This window comes from Trinickia fusca, from assembly GCF_003628145.1.
Taxonomy (GTDB): Bacteria; Pseudomonadota; Gammaproteobacteria; order Burkholderiales; family Burkholderiaceae; genus Trinickia; species Trinickia fusca.
The window spans coordinates 207257-225527 of the sequence record NZ_RBZV01000003.1 but is presented as its reverse complement, the minus strand read 5'-3'; the positions used below and the strand labels follow the sequence as shown (position 1 = coordinate 225527).

Sequence of the window (18271 nt, the reverse complement as noted above, 5' to 3'; positions counted from 1 at the left end):
TCAACGATTGAGCGAGCAAAAAATGGCCGTCCATACCGCTGCCCACCATTCGCGAGGGCAGGTTCTGCCTTTCCGGGAATCGCTGCTCGCGATGCTCGGCCTCTCGTTCGTCACGATGCTCGTTGCGCTCGATCAGACTGTCGTCGGCACGGCGCTGCCGACCATCGTCGCCGAACTGCGCGGCTTCGAGCTCTATGCCTGGGTCGCTACATCCTATCTGCTCACGTCGATCATCACCGTGCCGATCTTCGGCCGGCTCGGTGACTATTTCGGCCGCAAGCCGTTCGTGATCGTGTCGATCGCGCTGTTCACGGGCGCCTCGGTACTGTGCGGCGCCGCCAACAGCATGCTGTTCCTCGTGCTCGCGCGTGGCTTGCAAGGGATCGGTGGCGGCATGCTGGTCGGCACGGCGTTCGCGTCGATTCCCGATCTGTTCCCCGACTCGGTCGTGCGACTGCGCTGGCAAGTGATGATGAGCACGGCGTTCGGCATCGCCAATGCGGTGGGGCCGTCGTTGGGCGGTTTCCTCACGCAGTATTACGGCTGGCGTTCCGTGTTCTACGTGAACTTGCCGGTGGGGCTGCTCTCGCTCGTGTTCGTGTTTCGCTATCTGCCGCATATCCGCCACATCGAGCTGCGCGGCGCCATGCGGCTCGACTGGCCCGGTGCGCTGTTGATCGCGCTGACGCTCGGGTCGTTGCAGCTGTTCGTCGAATGGGTCGCGCAGCACGGCTTCGCGCCGCGTGTCATCGCGCTGCTCGCGGTGAGCGCCGTCTCGGCGTTCGCGCTCGTCAAATGGGAGCACCGCTGCGCACAGCCGATCCTGCCACTCGACATGTTTCGCAACCGTAGTCTCGCCGCGCTGTTCCGGCTGTCGGTGCTCGGTGGCTTCGCGATGTTTTCGCTCATCTTCTACGCGCCGCTGCTGCTGCAAGGCGGCTTCGGACTTGCGCCGAAGGATGCGGGTCTCGTCGTGACGCCGCTCGTCGTGTTCATTACGATCGGCAGCATCGTCAACGGACGTCTCATTACGCGCATTCCGAATCCGAACGCGATGATGTTCGTGGGCTTCGGGCTGTTGGCAACGTCGTGCCTCGGCATCATCTTGTCAACGCGATTGACACCGCACGCCATGCTGATGGGATTCATGATGTTCGGCGGGCTCGGCCTGGGGTTCGTGCTGCCGAACCTGACCGTGTTCGCCCAGCAGACGGCCGGGCGCGAGCATCTGGGCATCGCGACCGCGTTGCTGCAATCGCTACGGATGATCGGCGGCATGTTCGGCGCGGCGATGACGGGTACGCTCGTCACGCGCATGTACGCGAGCGGCGTGCGCCATGCGCTCGATGCCGACGGCGCGTTGCAATGGCTGGCGCAGATGCGCGATCCGCAGATCCTCGTCAACCGGGAGGCGCAGCGCACGCTGATCGATCAGCTCGTGCACGCGGGCCATAACGGCGCACTGCTGCTCGAAACGGCGCGCGAGACGCTCGTCGGCTCGATCCATGCCGGTATTGCCGTGGCGATGGTCGTCGCCGTCGTGTCGATCTGGCAATGTCGGCGTGTGCCACCTATCAAAATCAAGCGGGCGGCCGAGCCGGCGGTCTCTGCGGAGTAACCGGGAGAGATCATGGAAGAGCAATACTACGTCGGCATCGTTCAGCAATTTGGCCGGACCTATCGCGCGTTCCTCTCGGCCTTCGAGGCGCACGTCGGGCACGCGATGCCGCGTTGGCGAATCCTGCGCACGCTGGCTGAGCCCGGGGAGGGCGAGTGGTCGCAAAAGCGTCTCGTCGAGTGTCTGCGCATGGACCCCGGCGCGCTCACCCGCTATCTGAAGGCGCTCGAGGCGATCGGCTGGGTCGAGCGCAGCACCGATACGCGTGACAATCGCATCACGAACGTGCGGCTCACGCCGGAAGGCGCCGAGATCGTGGCGGCGAGTCTGCCCAGACGCAACGCCTTCCTGCGCGAGACAATGGGGTCGCTGTCCGACGAGGCGTTGGCGGGACTATCCGATGCGCTCGCGCAGCTGGAGGCGCGCATTGTCGCCGTGGCGACCGCAGACGGCGTCGCCGCCCCGCTGACCGACGAGAGCTAGCGCCGTCGGCTTCCTTCGAAGGCCGCAAGCTCAGCCGGCCGAAAGGTCAGAAGAACGTCTCGACGACTTCGGTGACGCGGTATGCCTGATCGACGATCAGCACCTGACGCCACTTGTCGAACGTCAAGCACGGATGCGAGATATCGAACGAGAGCATGTCGCCCACCTTCAGATCGGCGCCGGGCTTGATGCGCATGAACGCGTGCTGATCCATCAAGCCCGTCACCTCCCAGCCGTCGCTTGCCGTCACTTCGCGCGGCGTGCTGTTACCCGGCCGATAGTGGCGTGCCGGCACGGGCATGCCGGCGTCGAATGCCGCATCGCGCTTGCCGAAGCCGACGATCGCGCGGTCGGGTTCGGGAATCGACTGCACGTAGGCCCACAATTGCAGCGCCGGCAACAGTGCCTCACCCATCTTCCTGGCGATTGGATTGCGCGCCAGGATGTCGGCCTGCGCTTTCTTGTAGATGCCGACATCGTGCGTCAGGTAGCAGCCGGGCCGCAGCACGACTTCGACGTGGCCGCTCTTCGATTCCTTGGCAAACTCTTCCGCCACCACGTCGTACCAGGCCGAGCCTGCCCCGGTGAGGATCGCCGGCATGCGTTCGAAGCGATCGCTCGCGGCCAGCGTGTGCATCGTTTCGACCGTGCGCCGTAGAAACGCGCGCACCTGTGCTTCGTCGTTGAGGATGCCTTCGAACAGCTCGACGCCGGCCAGACGCAGCGTGCCCGGATAGCGCGCGATCGCGGCCACCACCTCATCGCGCTCGCTGTCGTTGCGCACGCCCGTGCGTCCGCCCGGCACGCCGAGCTCGAGCAGCACCTGGAGCGATTTGCCGGCCGCTTCGAAGAACGTGCCGAGCTGCTCGACGTTCTCGACCGAATCGACGAGGCAGAAGAACTCGAATTCCGAGTCCGTCAGCATTTCGGCGACCATCGTCATGTTGTGCCGGCCGACGAGCTGGTTGGCCATCAGCACCCGCTCGACGCCACCCAGGTAGGCCGCGCGCGACTGGTGCGCGGTGGCGAGCGTGATGCCCCACGCGCCCGCATCGATCTGGCGCCGGAACAATTGCGGCGCCATCGTCGTCTTGCCGTGCGGCGCGAGCTTCACGCCGTACTCGGCGACGAACGCCTGCATCCAATTGAGGTTGTGCTCCATGCGGTCGGCGTAGAGCACGGCGGCCGGCAGGCTCACGTCTTCGGCCAACAGGTTCCATTCCAGATTGGCCGCCTGATCGAGCGGTACGCTTGCACTCGGCACGACGCCCAGGCCCTTGCTATAGGGATCGATCGTCGCGGTCTGGTAGCTAACCAGTTTCATATTCATAGGGTCTATCCCTGATAGGCGTCGGGGAGGGCTGATCGGCGATGCGCGTCCTGATGGTACAGAAACTCGGGTAGGATTTGCAGCGAATACGCCATTCGGCATAGCCAAGGAGGCCGCTCATGCATTCCCATCCCGAAGCCGCCGATACGCTGATTTATGGAGCCTGTCTGTATGACGGCACAGGAGGGCCTCCGGTTGAGCGCGATGTAGCATTGCGCAACGGCAGGATCGCGGCGATCGGCAACTTGTCGAACTGGCTGGCCGAAGACGTGATCGACGGCACCGGGCGCGCGCTGGCGCCGGGCTTCGTCGACGTCCACACGCACGACGACACGCACGTGATTCAGGCGCCGCAGATGTTGCCCAAGATCTCGCAGGGTGTGACGACGGTCATCGTCGGCAATTGCGGCATCAGCGCGGCGCCGGTCACCTTGAGAAGCGACCCGCCCGACCCGATGCTGCTGCTCGGCGAGCGCGGCGCGTTTCGCTATCCGACCTTCGCCTCGTACGTCGACGCCGTCAATGCGGCACGGCCGGCCGTCAACGTGGCGGCGCTCGTAGGCCATACGGCGCTGCGCAACAATCAGATGGATCGGCTCGACCGTGCGGCCAGCGCCGACGAAATCGCGGCGATGCGCGCGCAACTCGAGGAGGCCCTTGTGCATGGTGCGCTGGGATTGAGCTCCGGGCTCGCCTACCGCTCCGCGTTCTCTGCGCCGACGGAAGAAGTGATGGCGCTGGCCGAACCGCTCGCGTTGGCGGGCGCGCTCTATACGACGCACATGCGCAGCGAATTCGACGCGATCCTCGAGGCGTTCGACGAAGCCTGCCGCATCGGCCGCCATGCGCGCGTGCCCGTCGTGATCTCCCACCTCAAGTGCGCGGGGCCGCGCAATTGGGGGCGCAGCACCGAAGTGCTGGCATCGCTTGACCGCGCGCGGACGCTGCAGCCGATCGGCTGCGACTGCTATCCGTACGACCGGAGTTCGACGACGCTCGATTTGAAGCAGGTGACCGGTGACGTCGAGATCACGATCACCTGGTCCACGCCGCATCCCGAAGTCGCGGGGCAGCACCTGTCGACGATCGCGGCGCAATGGGGTGTCACGCAGCAGGAAGCGGCCGAGCGGTTGCGGCCCGCCGGTGCCGTCTATCACAACATGTCGGAGGACGACGTGCGCCGCATTCTCGCGCATCCGGCCACGATGATCGGCTCGGACGGCCTGCCCAACGATCCGCGGCCGCATCCTCGGCTATGGGGCGCGTTTGCGCGCGTGCTCGGGCACTATGCGCGCGATGAGCAGTTGTTCCCGCTCGAAGAAGCCGTACGCAAGATGACGAGCCTTGCCGCACGGCGCTTCGGCCTCGTCGGGCGGGGCGAAATCCGCATCGGCTATCACGCCGATCTCGTGCTGTTCGATCCGGCGCGCGTGCGTGATGCGGCTACGTTCGAAGCGCCGCAGCAGGCCGCCGACGGCATCGAGGCGGTGTGGGTCAACGGCGTGCTGTCGTATTGCGACGGCGCGTCGACGGGCGCGCGCGCCGGCCGCTTCCTCGCCCGCGAGGCCGCGCCGGCCGGCGATGCGCACGGCGCGTTTTGAACCCGGCCGTGTGCCCGTGACCGACGTGAGCCGATATTACTGACGCGCGGTGCGCGCGTTGTCGGGCATCGGCAGGTTGGTGTTGGTGCGGAACGGATTGATGTCGAGCCCGCCGCGGCGCGTGTAGCGCGCATAGACGGCGAGCTTGACGGGCCGGCATTCGCGCAGGATGTCGATGAAGATGCGCTCGACGCACTGCTCGTGAAAGCCCGTATGGCTGCGGTACGAGATGATGTAGCGCAACAGCCCCGCATGGTCGATCTGCGGGCCGACGTAGTGGATCTGCACGCTGCCCCAATCGGGTTGTCCCGTCACCGGGCAGTTCGACTTGAGCAGGTTCGAGAACAGCGTCTCCTCGACGGGCGCTTCATCGAGCGCGGCCTTCAGCAGCGACGGATCGGGATGATAGACGTCGGCTTCGAGATCGAGTCGATCGAGCGAGAGCCCGTCGAGTTCTTCGAGTTCGAGCGTGGCGAATTCGGCCGGCGTCGCCAGGCGTACCGAGACGCTCGCGCCGCAGGCCGCCGAGACATCGCGCTTGAGCATGTCGCGCAGCGCGTCGATCGATTCGATCCGCGTCTGCGTGAACGAGCCCAGATACAGCTTGAACGACTTCGATTCGACGATATTGGGCGACTCGGCCGGCACGTAGAACGTCGCGATGGCGATCTGCGGCTTGCCGTGCGGGTTGAGCCACGAAAGCTCGTAGGCGTTCCAGATGTCGGTGCCGAAAAACGGCAGTTGCCCGCCGAGGCCGATCGCCTCGCGCGCATGGCTGCGTGCGATCGGAAACAGCAGGCTCGGATCGTATTGTTCGCTGTAGGCGGTCGCCTTGCCGAGCGGGGAATGAGCTTCGGGATTCATCGCAATCGAAGTAGGCAAAAAGGCGGTTAAGCCAGAAAGAGCCGGTAGACCGGGTTGTCGCTTTCGTCCCAATGCGGGTAGCCGAGCGTCGAGAGAAAGCGCTCGAAGTCAGCATTATCGGCCACCGGCACCTGAATGCCGACCAGAATCGAGCTGTAGTCGGCGCCCTGGTTGCGGTAGTGAAAGAGACTGATGTTCCACTCCGGCGCCATCGACGAGAGAAACTTCATCAGCGCGCCGGGCCGTTCGGGGAATTCGAAGCGGAAGAGCCGCTCGTCGTGCGCGAGCGGCGAGCGCCCCCCGACCATGTAGCGGATGTGCTGTTTCGACAACTCGTCGCCGGTCAGGTCGACGGTCGGAAAGCCGTGCGCCTCGAACGTCTGGGCGATCGCGGCCGATTCGCCGCGGCTCTTGATCTGCACGCCGACGAAAATGTGCGCGGCGCTCGCATCGGCGATCCGGTAGTTGAATTCGGTGACGCTGCGCTCGCCCACGAGTTGGCAAAAGCGCTTGAAGCTGCCGCGCTCCTCGGGAATCGTCACGGCGAACACGGCTTCGCGCGCCTCGCCGACCTCGGCCCGCTCGGCCACGAAGCGCATGCGGTCGAAGTTCATGTTCGCGCCCGAGGTGACCGCGATCAGCGTTTCGTTTTCGACGCCGCTGCGCTCGGCGTACTGCTTCGCACCGGCCACGGCCAGCGCACCGGCTGGCTCGAGTACGCTGCGCGTGTCCTGGAACACGTCCTTGATCGCGGCGCACAGCGCGTCGGTGTTGACGGTGAGCACGTCGTCGAGATACGCGCGACACAGGCGGAACGTCTCCTCGCCGACGAGCTTGACGGCCGTGCCGTCGGAGAACAGGCCCACCTCGGTCAGCGTCACGCGTTCGCCGGCTTGCAGCGATTGCGCCATCGCGCACGAGTCTTCGGTCTGCACGCCGATCACCTTGATCTCGGGGCGCACGGCTTTCACGTACGCGCCGACGCCGGCCGCCAGCCCGCCGCCGCCGATCGGCACAAAGATCGCGTGAATCGGAGCCTGGTGCTGGCTCAGGATTTCCATCGCCGTCGTGCCCTGGCCCGCGATCACGTAGGGATCGTCGAACGGGTGCACGAACGTGAGCGCGCGCGCCTGCTGCAATTCGAGCGCGTGGGCATAGGCATCGCTGTACGACTCGCCTGCCTGCACCACTTCGACGGTCGGGCCGCCGTGCGTGCGCACCGCGTCGACTTTGACCTGCGGTGTCGTGATGGGCACCACGATGACGGCCTTCACGCCGAGCCGGGCAGCCGAGTAGGCGACCCCTTGTGCGTGGTTGCCGGCCGAGGCTGTGATCACGCCGCGCGCAAGCGCGTCGGCCGGGATGTGCACCATCTTGTTGTAGGCGCCGCGCAGCTTGAACGAGAAGACCGGCTGGTTGTCCTCGCGCTTCAGATAGACGCGGTTGCGCAGGCGTGCCGACAGATTGCGCGCGGGCTCGAGCTCCGTTTCGCGGGCGACGTCGTAGACGCGCGCGGTCAGGATTTTCTTCAGGTAATCGTGAGACGACGAAGACATGGGAGAGCGCGCGAGCGTATCGCGCGAAAACGTTGCGGAACTTGGAAGCTGTCAATGATAGCGCCAACGGCCGCGTTTCAGGCCCGCTTCGATGGCTGATTGACCGTCCGTTCGGTTATTTTCACGCGTCAGGGGGTGTAAAAATGCGCGATTGCCGCGCCGACATCCCAAAATTTCGCTGAAACCCCGCATCAACGCATAGTGGGATAGTGCGGTAGAATTCGTTTTTAAAATCAGGACCGGTAAATGCGCTGGCAGCTTCGGACCGCCCATTTGACACCTGTGCCGCGACGAGCGTGTCCCGCGGCGCAGCGGCACGTCCGCCACGCGCGATCGTGCGGTTGCCTTAGCCTCTGCCTTTAATTCGCGAAGGCTGGACGGTATCGCGCTCGCGTTGCCTCTTCGCCCTTCGTCAGCCCAGTTTTGAATTTGCGCCTGGCGCGCATTGCCGGCTGCGCCGTCCGTCATGACGGAAGCGCGGTGGGCCTATCGATCCGTCCGACCATGAACGCACCTCAAGTTTTCGATCCGCATGGCGCCGCCGCTGTCCTGGCCGCCGATCCTGAACCGCGTCTGCGCGAGATTCCGTATAACTACACGTCGTTCTCCGACCGCGAGATCGTGATCCGCCTGCTCGGCGAAGAGGCGTGGAAAGTGCTCGACGAGCTGCGCAACGAGCGTCGCACTGGCCGTTCGGCACGCATGCTGTACGAGGTGCTCGGCGACATCTGGGTCGTGCGCCGCAATCCGTATCTGCAGGACGACCTGCTCGACAACCCGAAGCGCCGCACGCTGCTGATCGAAGCGTTGCATCACCGGCTCGCCGAGATCGAGAAGCGCCGCCATGCCGATTTGAGCGAGCATGCGGACGAGGCCGGGGTGGAGCGCGCCGCGCGTGTCGAGATGCTCGTGGTCGCCGCCCGCCGCGCCGTCGAGGCGTTTGCTGTCGAGTTCGATGCGAGTGCCGACCTGCGCCGCCGCGCCATGAAGGTGCTGGGCCGCTGCACGCAGAAGGACAACATCCGCTTCGACGGCTTGTCGCGCGTCTCGCACGTGACCGATGCGACCGACTGGCGCGTCGAATATCCGTTCGTCGTGTTGACGCCGGACACCGAAGCCGAAATCGCGCGCCTCGTCAAAGCATGCTTCGAGCTGGGCCTGACCGTGATTCCGCGTGGCGGCGGCACCGGCTACACGGGCGGCGCGGTGCCGCTCACGCCGTTTTCGGCCGTCATCAACACCGAGAAGCTCGAACAGCTCGGCGCCGTCGAGCTCGTCGAGCTGCCCGGCCTCGCGCGCAAGGTACCGACGGTCTTCTCGGGCGCGGGCGTCGTCACGCGCCGCGTGACCGAGGCGGCCGAAGCCGCGGGCTATGTGTTCGCAGTCGATCCGACCTCGCTCGACGCGTCCTGCATCGGCGGCAACATCGCGATGAACGCGGGCGGCAAGAAGGCGGTGCTGTGGGGCACCGCGCTCGACAACCTCGCCTGGTGGCGCATGGTCGATCCTCAGGGCGACTGGCTCGAGGTCACGCGCCTGGCGCACAACCTCGGGAAGATCCACGACGTCGACATGGCGCGCTTCGAGCTCAAGTGGTTCGACGGCGAGTACGCACCCGGCGAAAAGCTGCTGCGCAGCGAGACGCTCGCGATCGAAGGCCGGCGTTTCCGCAAGGAAGGCCTCGGCAAGGACGTGACCGACAAGTTCCTCGCGGGCCTGCCCGGCGTCCAGAAGGAAGGTTGCGACGGGCTCATCACGTCGGCGCGCTGGGTGCTGCACAAGATGCCCGCACACATTCGCACGGTCTGCCTCGAATTCTTCGGCCAGGCACGCGAAGCGATTCCGAGCATCGTCGAAATCAAGGACTACCTGTTCGAGACGTCCAAGCGCGGCGGCGCGATTCTGGCGGGCCTGGAGCACCTCGACGAGCGTTATCTGCGCGCAGTCGGCTATGCGACGAAGTCCAAGCGCAACGCATTCCCGAAGATGGTGCTGATCGGCGACATCGTCGGCGACGATGCCGATGCCGTCGCGACGGCCACCTCCGACGTCGTGCGCATGGCCAACGGCAAGAGCGGCGAGGGCTTCGTCGCCGTGAGCGCCGAGGCGCGCAAGCGCTTCTGGCTCGACCGCAGCCGCACGGCCGCGATCGCCAAGCACACGAACGCGTTCAAGATCAACGAAGACGTCGTGATTCCGCTGGGTCGCATGGGCGAGTACACGGACGGCATCGAACGCATCAACATCGAGCTGTCGATCAAGAACAAGCTGCAGCTCGTCGATGCGCTCGAAGCGTTCTTCAAGGCGGGCAACCTGCCGCTCGGCAAGACCGACGACGCGAACGAAATCCCGAGCGCCGAACTGCTCGAAGATCGCGTGCAGCAGGCACTCGATTTGATCAAGCGCGTGCGCGAACGCTGGACGTTCCTGCGCGACAAGCTCGACATGCCGCTGCGCGAAGCGCAGCACTACCTGGTGCAGCTCGGCTACGAGGCGCTGGCCGAGAAATTCGCGGACCGTGTCGACGCGCAAGCGCAGACGAACGTCTTTCATGTGACGCAGGACCGTACGATCCGCGTGTCGTGGAAGCAGGAGATTCGGGCTGAACTGCGGCAGATCTTCAACGGCGGCGAGTTCAAGCCGATCCTCGACGAGGCGCAGGCGATCCACAAGCAGGTGCTGCGTGGGCGAGTGTTCGTCGCGCTGCACATGCATGCGGGCGACGGCAACGTGCACACGAACCTCCCCGTCAACTCCGACAACTACGAGATGCTGCAAGACGCGCACCAGGCGGTCGAGCGCATCATGAAGCTCGCGCGCTCGCTCGACGGCGTGATCTCGGGAGAGCACGGCATCGGCATCACGAAGCTCGAGTTCCTGACCGAGGACGAGATCGCCGAGTTTCGCGCGTACAAGCAGCGCATCGACCCGGAAGGCCGCTTCAACAAGGGCAAGCTGTTGCCCGGCGCCGACCTGCGCAATGCCTACACGCCGAGCTTCGGGCTCATGGGTTACGAGTCGCTGATCATGCAGCAGTCCGACATTGGCGCGATCGCCGATTCGGTGAAGGACTGCCTGCGCTGCGGCAAGTGCAAGCCCGTGTGCGCGACGCACGTGCCGCGCGCCAATCTCCTGTACAGCCCGCGCAACAAGATCCTGGCGACGTCGCTGCTGATCGAGGCGTTCCTGTACGAGGAGCAGACGCGCCGCGGCGTATCGATCAAGCACTGGGACGAGTTCAACGATGTGGCCGATCACTGCACGGTCTGCCACAAGTGCGCGACGCCGTGCCCGGTGAAGATCGACTTCGGCGACGTGTCGATGAACATGCGCAACCTGCTGCGCAAGATGGGCAAGAAGAAGTTCAACGCCGGCGCGGCCGCGGGCATGTTCTTCCTGAACGCGACCAATCCGCAGACCATCAACCTTGCGCGCACCGCGATGATGGGCATCGGCTACAAGGCGCAGCGCCTCGGCAACGATCTGCTGAAGAACTTCGCCAAGAAGCAGACCGCGCATCCGCCGGCCACCACGGGCCGGCCGCCCGTCGTCGAGCAGGTGATCCACTTCGTCAACAAGAAGATGCCGGGCAACCTGCCGAAGAAGACGGCGCGTGCGCTGCTCGACATCGAAGACAACAAGATCGTGCCGATCATCCGCAACCCGAAGACGACGACCGTCGATTCGGAAGCGGTGTTCTACTTCCCGGGCTGCGGCTCGGAGCGCCTGTTCTCGCAGGTGGGCCTAGCGACGCAGGCGATGCTGTGGGAAGCGGGCGTACAGACCGTGTTGCCGCCGGGCTACCTGTGCTGTGGGTATCCGCAGCGCGGCGCGGGCCAGTACGACAAGGCCGAGAAGACCGTCACCGACAACCGCGTGCTGTTCCACCGCGTGGCCAATACGCTGAACTACCTCGACATCAAGACCGTCGTCGTGTCGTGCGGCACCTGCTACGACCAGCTCGCCGGGTACGAATTCGAGAAGATCTTCCCGGGTTGCCGCATCATCGACATCCACGAGTTCCTGCTCGAGAAGGGCATCAAGCTCGATGGCGTGAAGGGCATGCGGTACATGTATCACGATCCGTGCCATACGCCGATCAAGACGATGGACCCGGTCAAGCTCGTCAACGAGCTGATGGGCTCGGAACAGGACGGCTACAAGATCGAGAAGAACGATCGCTGCTGCGGCGAATCGGGCACGCTGGCCGTCACGCGTCCGGACGTGTCGACGCAGGTTCGCTTCCGCAAGGAAGAGGAAATCCGCAAAGGCGCGGCCAAGCTGCGCGCGATTCCGGTCGTGGCCGGCAATGGCGCGCCGGCTGCGCAGTCCGGCAACGGGGCGCAAGCCGGTCCTGAGATCAAGGTGCTCACGAGTTGCCCGTCATGCCTGCAAGGGCTGTCGCGCTATAACGAGGATGCCGGCATCGAGGCCGATTACATCGTCGTGGAAATCGCTCGGAACGTACTCGGCGATAACTGGATGGCCGACTACGTGCAACGCGCTAACAATGGCGGGATCGAGCGCGTGCTGGTCTAATAGCGCTCACCGACGTATATCTAGCGCTAGAGGGCGACGATGGACTGTGTATTCTGCCGTGAGGAAGGCGGTGTCGTGCTGTGGCAGGACGATGCATTGCGCGTCGTCCTGGCCGACGAGCACGACTATCCGGGCTTTTGCCGCGTGATCTGGAACGAGCATGTCGCCGAGTTTTCGGACCTCGAGCCCGTCGAGCGCCACCGCGTGATGCTGGCGGTGTACGCGGTCGAGCGGGCGATACGGACCGTGCTGAAGCCTGCGAAGGTGAACCTCGCGAGCCTCGGCAATCAGGTGCCGCATGTGCACTGGCACGTGATTCCGCGCTTCACGAACGACGCGCATTTTCCGCTGCCCGTCTGGGCGCCGCGGCAGCGCGCCGTCTCGGAGGTGCTGCTGGCGTCACGGCGTGCGCAGGCGACGTTGCTCGGCGACGCCGTACGCGAGCAGATCACCCGGGCATTCGCCTGAGCCGGGCCGGCCCGGCTACTGTTGCATTCCGAGGAAGTCATGAGTGGACTGAACCCCGACACGCCCGTTCCGACGGGCGTTGTCGTGCACGCCAAATCGCGCGTGCTCGAACTCCAATATGCCGACGGCGCGAGCTATCGCGTGCCGTTCGAGTTGTTGCGCGTGTTTTCGCCGTCGGCCGAGGTGCGCGGCCATGGACCGGGACAGGAGACGCTGCAGACAGGCAAGCGCGACGTGACGATCGTTTCGATCGAAGGCGTTGGCAACTACGCGATCCAGCCGACGTTCTCCGATGGCCACAATACCGGCATCTACTCGTGGGACCTGCTGTACGACTTCGCGACGCGCCAGGACGCGCTGTGGCGCGAGTATCTCGACCGGTTGGCCGCCGCCGGCGTCGACCGCGATGCGCCGATGGGCGCACCCGGTGCCCCGCGCGGGCACTGTCACTGATACGATCGCGAGCCGCCTGGCGTCCTGCCCGCCGGGCGCAATCATTTTGAGAATACGCGGAGGATAAACGCGATGAGCAAGACCCACTTTGGTTTCGAGTCCGTCGACGAGAAGGACAAGGCGAAGAAGGTGGCGGGCGTGTTCCATTCGGTCGCGACCAACTACGACTTGATGAACGATCTGATGTCGGGCGGGCTGCACCGGGTGTGGAAGCAGTTCACGATCGCGCAGGCGAACGTGCGTCCCGGCTACAAGTGCCTCGATATCGCCGGCGGCACGGGTGACCTCTCCAAGGCGTTCGCGAAGCAGGCCGGGCCGACGGGCGAGGTCTGGCATACCGACATCAACGAATCGATGCTGCGCGTGGGCCGCGATCGGCTGCTCGACCGTGGCGTGATCACGCCGGCGCTGCTGTGCGATGCCGAGAAGATTCCGTTTCCCGACCATTACTTCGACGTCGTGACGGTGGCCTTCGGCCTGCGCAACATGACGCACAAGGATGTGGCGCTGGCCGAGATGCGGCGCGTGCTCAAGCCGGGCGGGCGCCTGCTCGTGCTCGAGTTCTCGAAGGTTTGGGAGCCGCTCAAGAAGGCCTACGACGTCTATTCGTTCAAGGTGCTGCCGTGGCTCGGCAGCAAGTTCGCGAGCGACGCCGACAGTTATCGCTACCTGGCCGAGTCGATCCGCATGCATCCCGACCAGGAAACGCTGAAAACAATGATGGAACAAGCCGGCTTGGATGCCGTCAAATATTACAATTTGTCAGCTGGCGTGGTAGCCTTACACGTCGGAACAAAGTATTAGCGTTCCTAACTCATTGTTTTCGTAGGAGATTCATCTATGGCCGATTCGCTCTGCATTTCTTCCAAACAGCTTTCTGTGTTTTCGGCGAAGCGAATCCGGCTGCTGGCGGTGGCCGCTTTGATCGCGGCGGGCACCGTGGCTTCGCTCGATGCCGAGGCCAGGCGGATGGGGGGCGGCCGCACGATCGGGCGCCAATCGCAGTCGCTGCAAAAGCCCGCCACACCGCCTGCTCAACAGTCTCTGCAACAATCCACGGCTCAGCCCGCGCAACGCGCGCAAACGGCGCCCGCGGCTCAGCCCACGCCGGCTGCGCCGAGCGCCCGCTCGCGCTGGCTCGGGCCGCTGGCCGGGCTCGCGGCGGGCCTCGGCATTGCGGCGCTGCTGTCGCATTTCGGTCTCGGTGGGGCATTCGCGAGCGCCATGGCGAACGTGATCGTCGTCGCGCTGCTAGCGATGGTCGGCATTTGGCTCGTGCGCAAGATCATGGGCAGCCGTCGCCGTGACGCCACGCCGGCTTACGGCGCGGCAGGCGCCGGTGCACTGCGCAGTGCACCGGGCATCGACCCCTATCAAGCGCCGTCGCAACCGGCTTACGATGCTACGCCGCCTGCTGCCGCTGCCGCTGCCGCGCCTGCGGTGCCGGCCGGCTTCGACGCGGATGCGTTCCTGCACCATGCCAAGGTCAACTTCGTGCGTCTGCAAACGGCCTGGGACGACCGCAATCTGGCCGACTTGCGCGAATTCACGACGCCCGAGATGTTCGCCGAATTGAAGGTCGACATGGACTCGCGCGCCGACGAGCGCAACCAGACCGACGTCGTGCGGCTCGATGCCGCACTGCTTGCGCTCGAGGACCGCGGCAGCGAGTATTTCGCGAGCGTGCGCTTTTCGGGCCTGATCCGCGAAACGGCAGGCGGGGCGGCCGAGCTGTTCGCGGAAGTCTGGAACCTGACGAAGGTGGCCGGCACGAGCGAAGGCTGGCTGCTTGCCGGTATCGAGCAGGTCGCGCCGAACTGAGCACATCGTCATAGGCCGTGTGGCCTGGCTCGGCCACACGCGATCGGACGTTACAATAGTGGCCCGCGCAGGTTTTCGCCTGCGCGGGTTTTTTCATGCCGCGCTAATGACCTTCGCCACCAAGCCCTTTGCTGCCGCCGTCAATCATCTGCTCGCCCGCGAAGCCTGGGCCCGCGAGCGTCTCGCGCCGTACGCGGGCAAGACGGCCCGGTTCGTCTTTTCATCGGTATCGCTGACACTGGCGGTTCAGCCCGACGGCTATTTGTCCGCCGTCGACGAAACGCAAGCGTCGCTGGTCGACGTGTCGATCGCCGTGCCTGCCGACGCATTGCCGTCGTTTCTGCAAGGTGGGCAGGCGGCGGTGATGAAGCACGTGAAGATCGAGGGCGACGCTGAATTCGCGACACAGCTCGCGAAGCTTGCCGAGCATTTGCGATGGGAGCCGGAAGAGGATCTCGCGAAGCTGATCGGCGACGCTCCCGCGCATCGCATTGCGACCTTCGTGCGTGCGGCCGGCGGGCACGCGGCGCGCGCCGGACGTAACGTGCGCGATTCGGTAGCGGAGTACCTGCTCGACGAGAATCCGCAGCTCGTGCGACGCGCATCGCTCGATGTCTTCAATGCCGAACTGGCGCGAGCGCGCGATGCGCTCGCACGAGTCGAAAAGCGCTTCGAGCGCCTCGAGCAACAAGCCGAGAGTCGCGGTAAGGCGCCGCGCGGCATGCGTTAGCCCACGGACCCGCTCATGCGTTTTCTGCGTTTTATCAAAATCGTTTTTACCGTCATCCGGTTCGGCCTCGACGAGATGATGCTGAGCCGCATCAACGATCGCCGCGTGCGCGTGCTGCTGCGCATCGGCACGATCGGCCGCCGTTTCAAGGCGCCACCCGCGGTGCGGCTGCGGCTCGCGCTCGAAAGCCTCGGGCCGATCTTCGTGAAGTTCGGCCAGGTGCTGTCGACGCGTCGCGATCTGCTGTCGGTCGACGTTGCCACAGAACTGGCCAAGCTGCAGGATCAGGTCCCGCCGTTCGATTCAAAGGTGGCCATCGACATCATCGAAAAATCGCTGGGCGCCCGCGTCGACGAACTGTTCGACGAATTCGAGCGCGTGCCCATCGCGAGCGCCTCGATCGCGCAGGTGCACTTCGCGAAGGTCAAGGCCGGCCAGCACGCGGGCAAGCCTGTTGCGATCAAGGTATTGCGGCCCAACATGCTGCCCGTCATCGATTCCGATCTGGCACTGTTGCGCGATCTGGCCGTCTGGGCCGAGCGCCTGTGGGCCGACGGCAAGCGCTTGAAGCCGCGCGAGGTCGTCGCCGAATTCGACAAATATCTGCACGACGAACTCGATCTGATGCGCGAGGCCGCGAACGGCAGCCAGCTGCGGCGCAATTTTGCCGGGCTCGACCTGTTGCTCGTGCCGGAAATGTACTGGGAGTTCTGTACGCAGAACGTGCTCGTCATGGAGCGCATGGTGGGGGTGCCGATCAGCCAGGTCGAGATGCTGCGCGAGGCGGGCGTCGACATCCCCAAGCTCGCGCGCGAAGGGGTCGAGATTTTCTTCACCCAGGTGTTCCGCGATGGCTTCTTCCACGCGGACATGCACCCCGGCAATATTCAGGTGAGCCTTGATCCCTCACATTTCGGGCGCTATATCGCGCTCGATTTCGGCATCATCGGCGCGCTGTCGGACTTCGACAAGAACTACCTCGCGCAGAACTTCCTCGCCTTTTTCAAGCGTGATTACCATCGCGTCGCCACGCTGCACCTGGAATCGGGCTGGGTGCCGCAGAACACGCGCGTCGAGGAGCTCGAAAGCGCGATTCGCGCCGTCTGTGAGCCGTATTTCGATCGCGCGCTGAAGGACATCTCGCTCGGGCAAGTGCTGCTGCGGCTCTTTTCCACGTCGCGGCGCTTCAACGTCGAGATCCAGCCGCAACTCGTGCTGCTGCAAAAGACGATGCTCAACGTCGAAGGGCTCGGCCGCTCGCTCGATCCCGAGCTCGACCTGTGGAAGACGGCCAAACCGTATCTCGAGCGCTGGATGAACGAGCAGATCGGGCTGCGCGGCTGGTATGAACGGCTCAAGGTCGAGGCGCCGCAATGGAGCAAGACGCTGCCGCAGCTGCCGCGTCTCGTGCACCATGTGCTGGCCGAGCGTCATGACGCCGGGCGCGCGCACCACGACGAGACCATGCGTATGCTGCTGATCGAGCAGAAGCGGACGAACCGTCTGTTGCAGGCGCTGCTGCTGTTCGGCGTCGCTGCCGGCGTCGGTGCCGTGGTGGCGCGCTTCTGGCTCGTCCTGGCGTACGGCGCGTGACGAGCGATGTCGATCGATTCCACGCGCACGATCAGGAGGCCACGATGAATTCGCCACAACGCCCGTCAGCACCCGACGCCCCGAAGGCTGCATCGGCCGATGCCAACGCGCCGGCTTTCGATACGCGCGACCCCGATACCGCCGAGTTCTGGGACGAGCGATTCGGCAAAGGGTTCATGCCGTGGGACCGGGCCGGCGTGCCCGAGGCGTTTGGTGCATTTGCGATGCGTCACGCACCGTGCCCCGTGCTGATTCCGGGCTGCGGCAGCGCTCACGAAGCGCGGTGGCTCGCGCAGGCCGGCTGGACCGTCCGCGCGATCGATTTCTCCGCGAATGCCGTCGCGCAAGCGCGCTCGCAGCTCGGCGAGCACGCGGCGCTCGTCGAGCAAGCGGATTTCTTTGGCTATCAGCCGCCTTTCGAGCCCGGTTGGATCTATGAGCGGGCGTTCATGTGCGCACTGCCGCCGGCGCGCTGGCCGCAGTATGCCGCGCGTATGGCGCAGCTTTTGAGGCCGGGCGGGATGCTGGCGGGCTTCTTCTTTTTGGGGGCCACGCCGAAGGGGCCGCCGTTCGGCATCGAGCGCAGCGAGCTCGATGCGTGGCTGACGCCGTATTTCGATCTCGTCGAGGACGAGCCCGTCAGCGACTCGCTCGCCGTCTTCGCCGGCCGTGAGCGCTGGCTGACCTGGCGGCGGCGCTGACGGCTCCGCCGGCCGCGATCTTGATTTCGCGCCCGGCCGCCTCCATCTGCAGCGCGCACGGCGCCGCGTCCAACCGTTCGGGCGGGCGCCGAATGCGGCTATAATTCAACGCTTTGCAAGCGTTCAACCGTTTTTTTGTCGGAAATTGTCGGGAAGAGAATCATGCCGATCTACGCCTACCGTTGCGAATCGTGCGGCTTTGAGAAGGACGTGCTCCAGAAGATGAGCGATGCACCGCTGTCGCAGTGCCCGGAATGCGCGAAAGACACGTTCCGCAAACAAGTGACGGCCGCCGGTTTCCAACTGAAGGGTTCTGGCTGGTATGTCACCGATTTTCGCGGTGGCTCGAACGGCGCCGGTACGTCGGCGGCCGGCGGTGCCGTCGCCGGGAAGACGAATAATTCGACCGACGCCGCTTCCTCGACGGCCAGCGCCAGTGCGCCTGCGGCCGATTCGAGCTCGGCCCCGAAGGCGTCCAGCACCACCGACGCTTAACGGACATCCGGGACATCGG

General features: G+C 65.0%; 16 protein-coding genes. 12 read left to right on the top strand and 4 right to left on the bottom strand.

Going from position 1 to position 18271, the window contains the following annotated elements; genetic code table 11:
- The first annotated feature begins 22 nt into the window (after positions 1-22).
- Entirely contained in the window at positions 23-1618 is a 1596-nt protein-coding gene (locus D7S89_RS10310; protein WP_121277570.1) for an MFS transporter, read from the top strand.
- A gap of 12 nt (positions 1619-1630) precedes the next feature.
- Positions 1631-2101, top strand: a complete 471-nt coding sequence (locus D7S89_RS10305) for a MarR family winged helix-turn-helix transcriptional regulator (RefSeq protein ID WP_121277569.1) — start codon at positions 1631-1633, stop codon at positions 2099-2101.
- Positions 2102-2147: 46 nt separating this feature from the next.
- Here the strand turns inward: D7S89_RS10305 and D7S89_RS10300 are convergent, their stop codons facing one another.
- Positions 2148-3425 (bottom strand): amino acid deaminase, encoded by a 1278-nt coding sequence (locus D7S89_RS10300; protein ID WP_121277909.1) that lies wholly within the window; start codon positions 3423-3425, stop codon positions 2148-2150.
- A 125-nt stretch (positions 3426-3550) separates the two neighbouring features.
- Here D7S89_RS10300 and D7S89_RS10295 point away from each other — a divergent pair, with 125 nt between their 5' ends.
- On the top strand, positions 3551-5032 hold the full coding sequence (locus D7S89_RS10295) for an N-acyl-D-amino-acid deacylase family protein (protein ID WP_121277568.1): 1482 nt from the start codon (positions 3551-3553) through the stop codon (positions 5030-5032).
- 36 nt (positions 5033-5068) lie between these two features.
- Here D7S89_RS10295 and queF read toward each other — a convergent pair whose 3' ends face one another.
- The 3 genes from queF to D7S89_RS27155 are packed head-to-tail and all read right to left on the bottom strand — an operon-like array spanning position 5069 to position 7920.
- Positions 5069-5896 carry an NADPH-dependent 7-cyano-7-deazaguanine reductase QueF gene (gene queF / locus D7S89_RS10290; RefSeq protein ID WP_121277567.1) on the bottom strand — a complete coding sequence of 276 codons (828 nt, stop codon included), beginning with the start codon at positions 5894-5896 and terminating at the stop codon, positions 5069-5071.
- 26 nt (positions 5897-5922) lie between these two features.
- On the bottom strand, positions 5923-7452 hold the full coding sequence (gene ilvA / locus D7S89_RS10285) for a threonine ammonia-lyase, biosynthetic (RefSeq protein ID WP_121277566.1): 1530 nt from the start codon (positions 7450-7452) through the stop codon (positions 5923-5925).
- 51 nt (positions 7453-7503) lie between these two features.
- Positions 7504-7920, bottom strand: a complete 417-nt coding sequence (locus D7S89_RS27155) for a hypothetical protein (protein WP_147426626.1) — start codon at positions 7918-7920, stop codon at positions 7504-7506.
- A 36-nt stretch (positions 7921-7956) separates the two neighbouring features.
- On the opposite strand from D7S89_RS27155, the gene D7S89_RS10280 reads away from it, so the two are divergent.
- The 9 genes from D7S89_RS10280 to D7S89_RS10240 all read left to right on the top strand — a co-directional run bounded on the left by D7S89_RS10280 (position 7957) and on the right by D7S89_RS10240 (position 18252).
- Entirely contained in the window at positions 7957-11991 is a 4035-nt protein-coding gene (locus tag D7S89_RS10280; protein WP_121277908.1) for a DUF3683 domain-containing protein, read from the top strand.
- A 39-nt stretch (positions 11992-12030) separates the two neighbouring features.
- The gene (locus D7S89_RS10275; RefSeq protein ID WP_121277565.1) at positions 12031-12459 is read left to right on the top strand and encodes an HIT family protein; all 429 of its coding nucleotides are present in this window, start codon (positions 12031-12033) and stop codon (positions 12457-12459) included.
- Between the two features lie 39 nt (positions 12460-12498).
- Positions 12499-12912 carry a gamma-butyrobetaine hydroxylase family protein gene (locus D7S89_RS10270; protein ID WP_121277907.1) on the top strand — a complete coding sequence of 138 codons (414 nt, stop codon included), beginning with the start codon at positions 12499-12501 and terminating at the stop codon, positions 12910-12912.
- 72 nt (positions 12913-12984) lie between these two features.
- Entirely contained in the window at positions 12985-13716 is a 732-nt protein-coding gene (gene ubiE / locus D7S89_RS10265; RefSeq protein ID WP_121277564.1) for a bifunctional demethylmenaquinone methyltransferase/2-methoxy-6-polyprenyl-1,4-benzoquinol methylase UbiE, read from the top strand.
- Between the two features lie 36 nt (positions 13717-13752).
- Positions 13753-14733, top strand: coding sequence for a Tim44 domain-containing protein (locus tag D7S89_RS10260; RefSeq protein ID WP_121277563.1), 981 nt, complete (start codon positions 13753-13755; stop codon positions 14731-14733).
- 106 nt (positions 14734-14839) lie between these two features.
- Positions 14840-15463 (top strand): ubiquinone biosynthesis accessory factor UbiJ, encoded by a 624-nt coding sequence (locus D7S89_RS10255; protein WP_121277562.1) that lies wholly within the window; start codon positions 14840-14842, stop codon positions 15461-15463.
- Between the two features lie 15 nt (positions 15464-15478).
- Positions 15479-17056, top strand: coding sequence for a ubiquinone biosynthesis regulatory protein kinase UbiB (gene ubiB / locus D7S89_RS10250; protein WP_121277561.1), 1578 nt, complete (start codon positions 15479-15481; stop codon positions 17054-17056).
- A gap of 44 nt (positions 17057-17100) precedes the next feature.
- On the top strand, positions 17101-17757 hold the full coding sequence (locus D7S89_RS10245; protein WP_121277906.1) for a methyltransferase domain-containing protein: 657 nt from the start codon (positions 17101-17103) through the stop codon (positions 17755-17757).
- 162 nt (positions 17758-17919) lie between these two features.
- Entirely contained in the window at positions 17920-18252 is a 333-nt protein-coding gene (locus D7S89_RS10240; RefSeq protein WP_121277560.1) for an FmdB family zinc ribbon protein, read from the top strand.
- Positions 18253-18271: the final 19 nt, after the last annotated feature.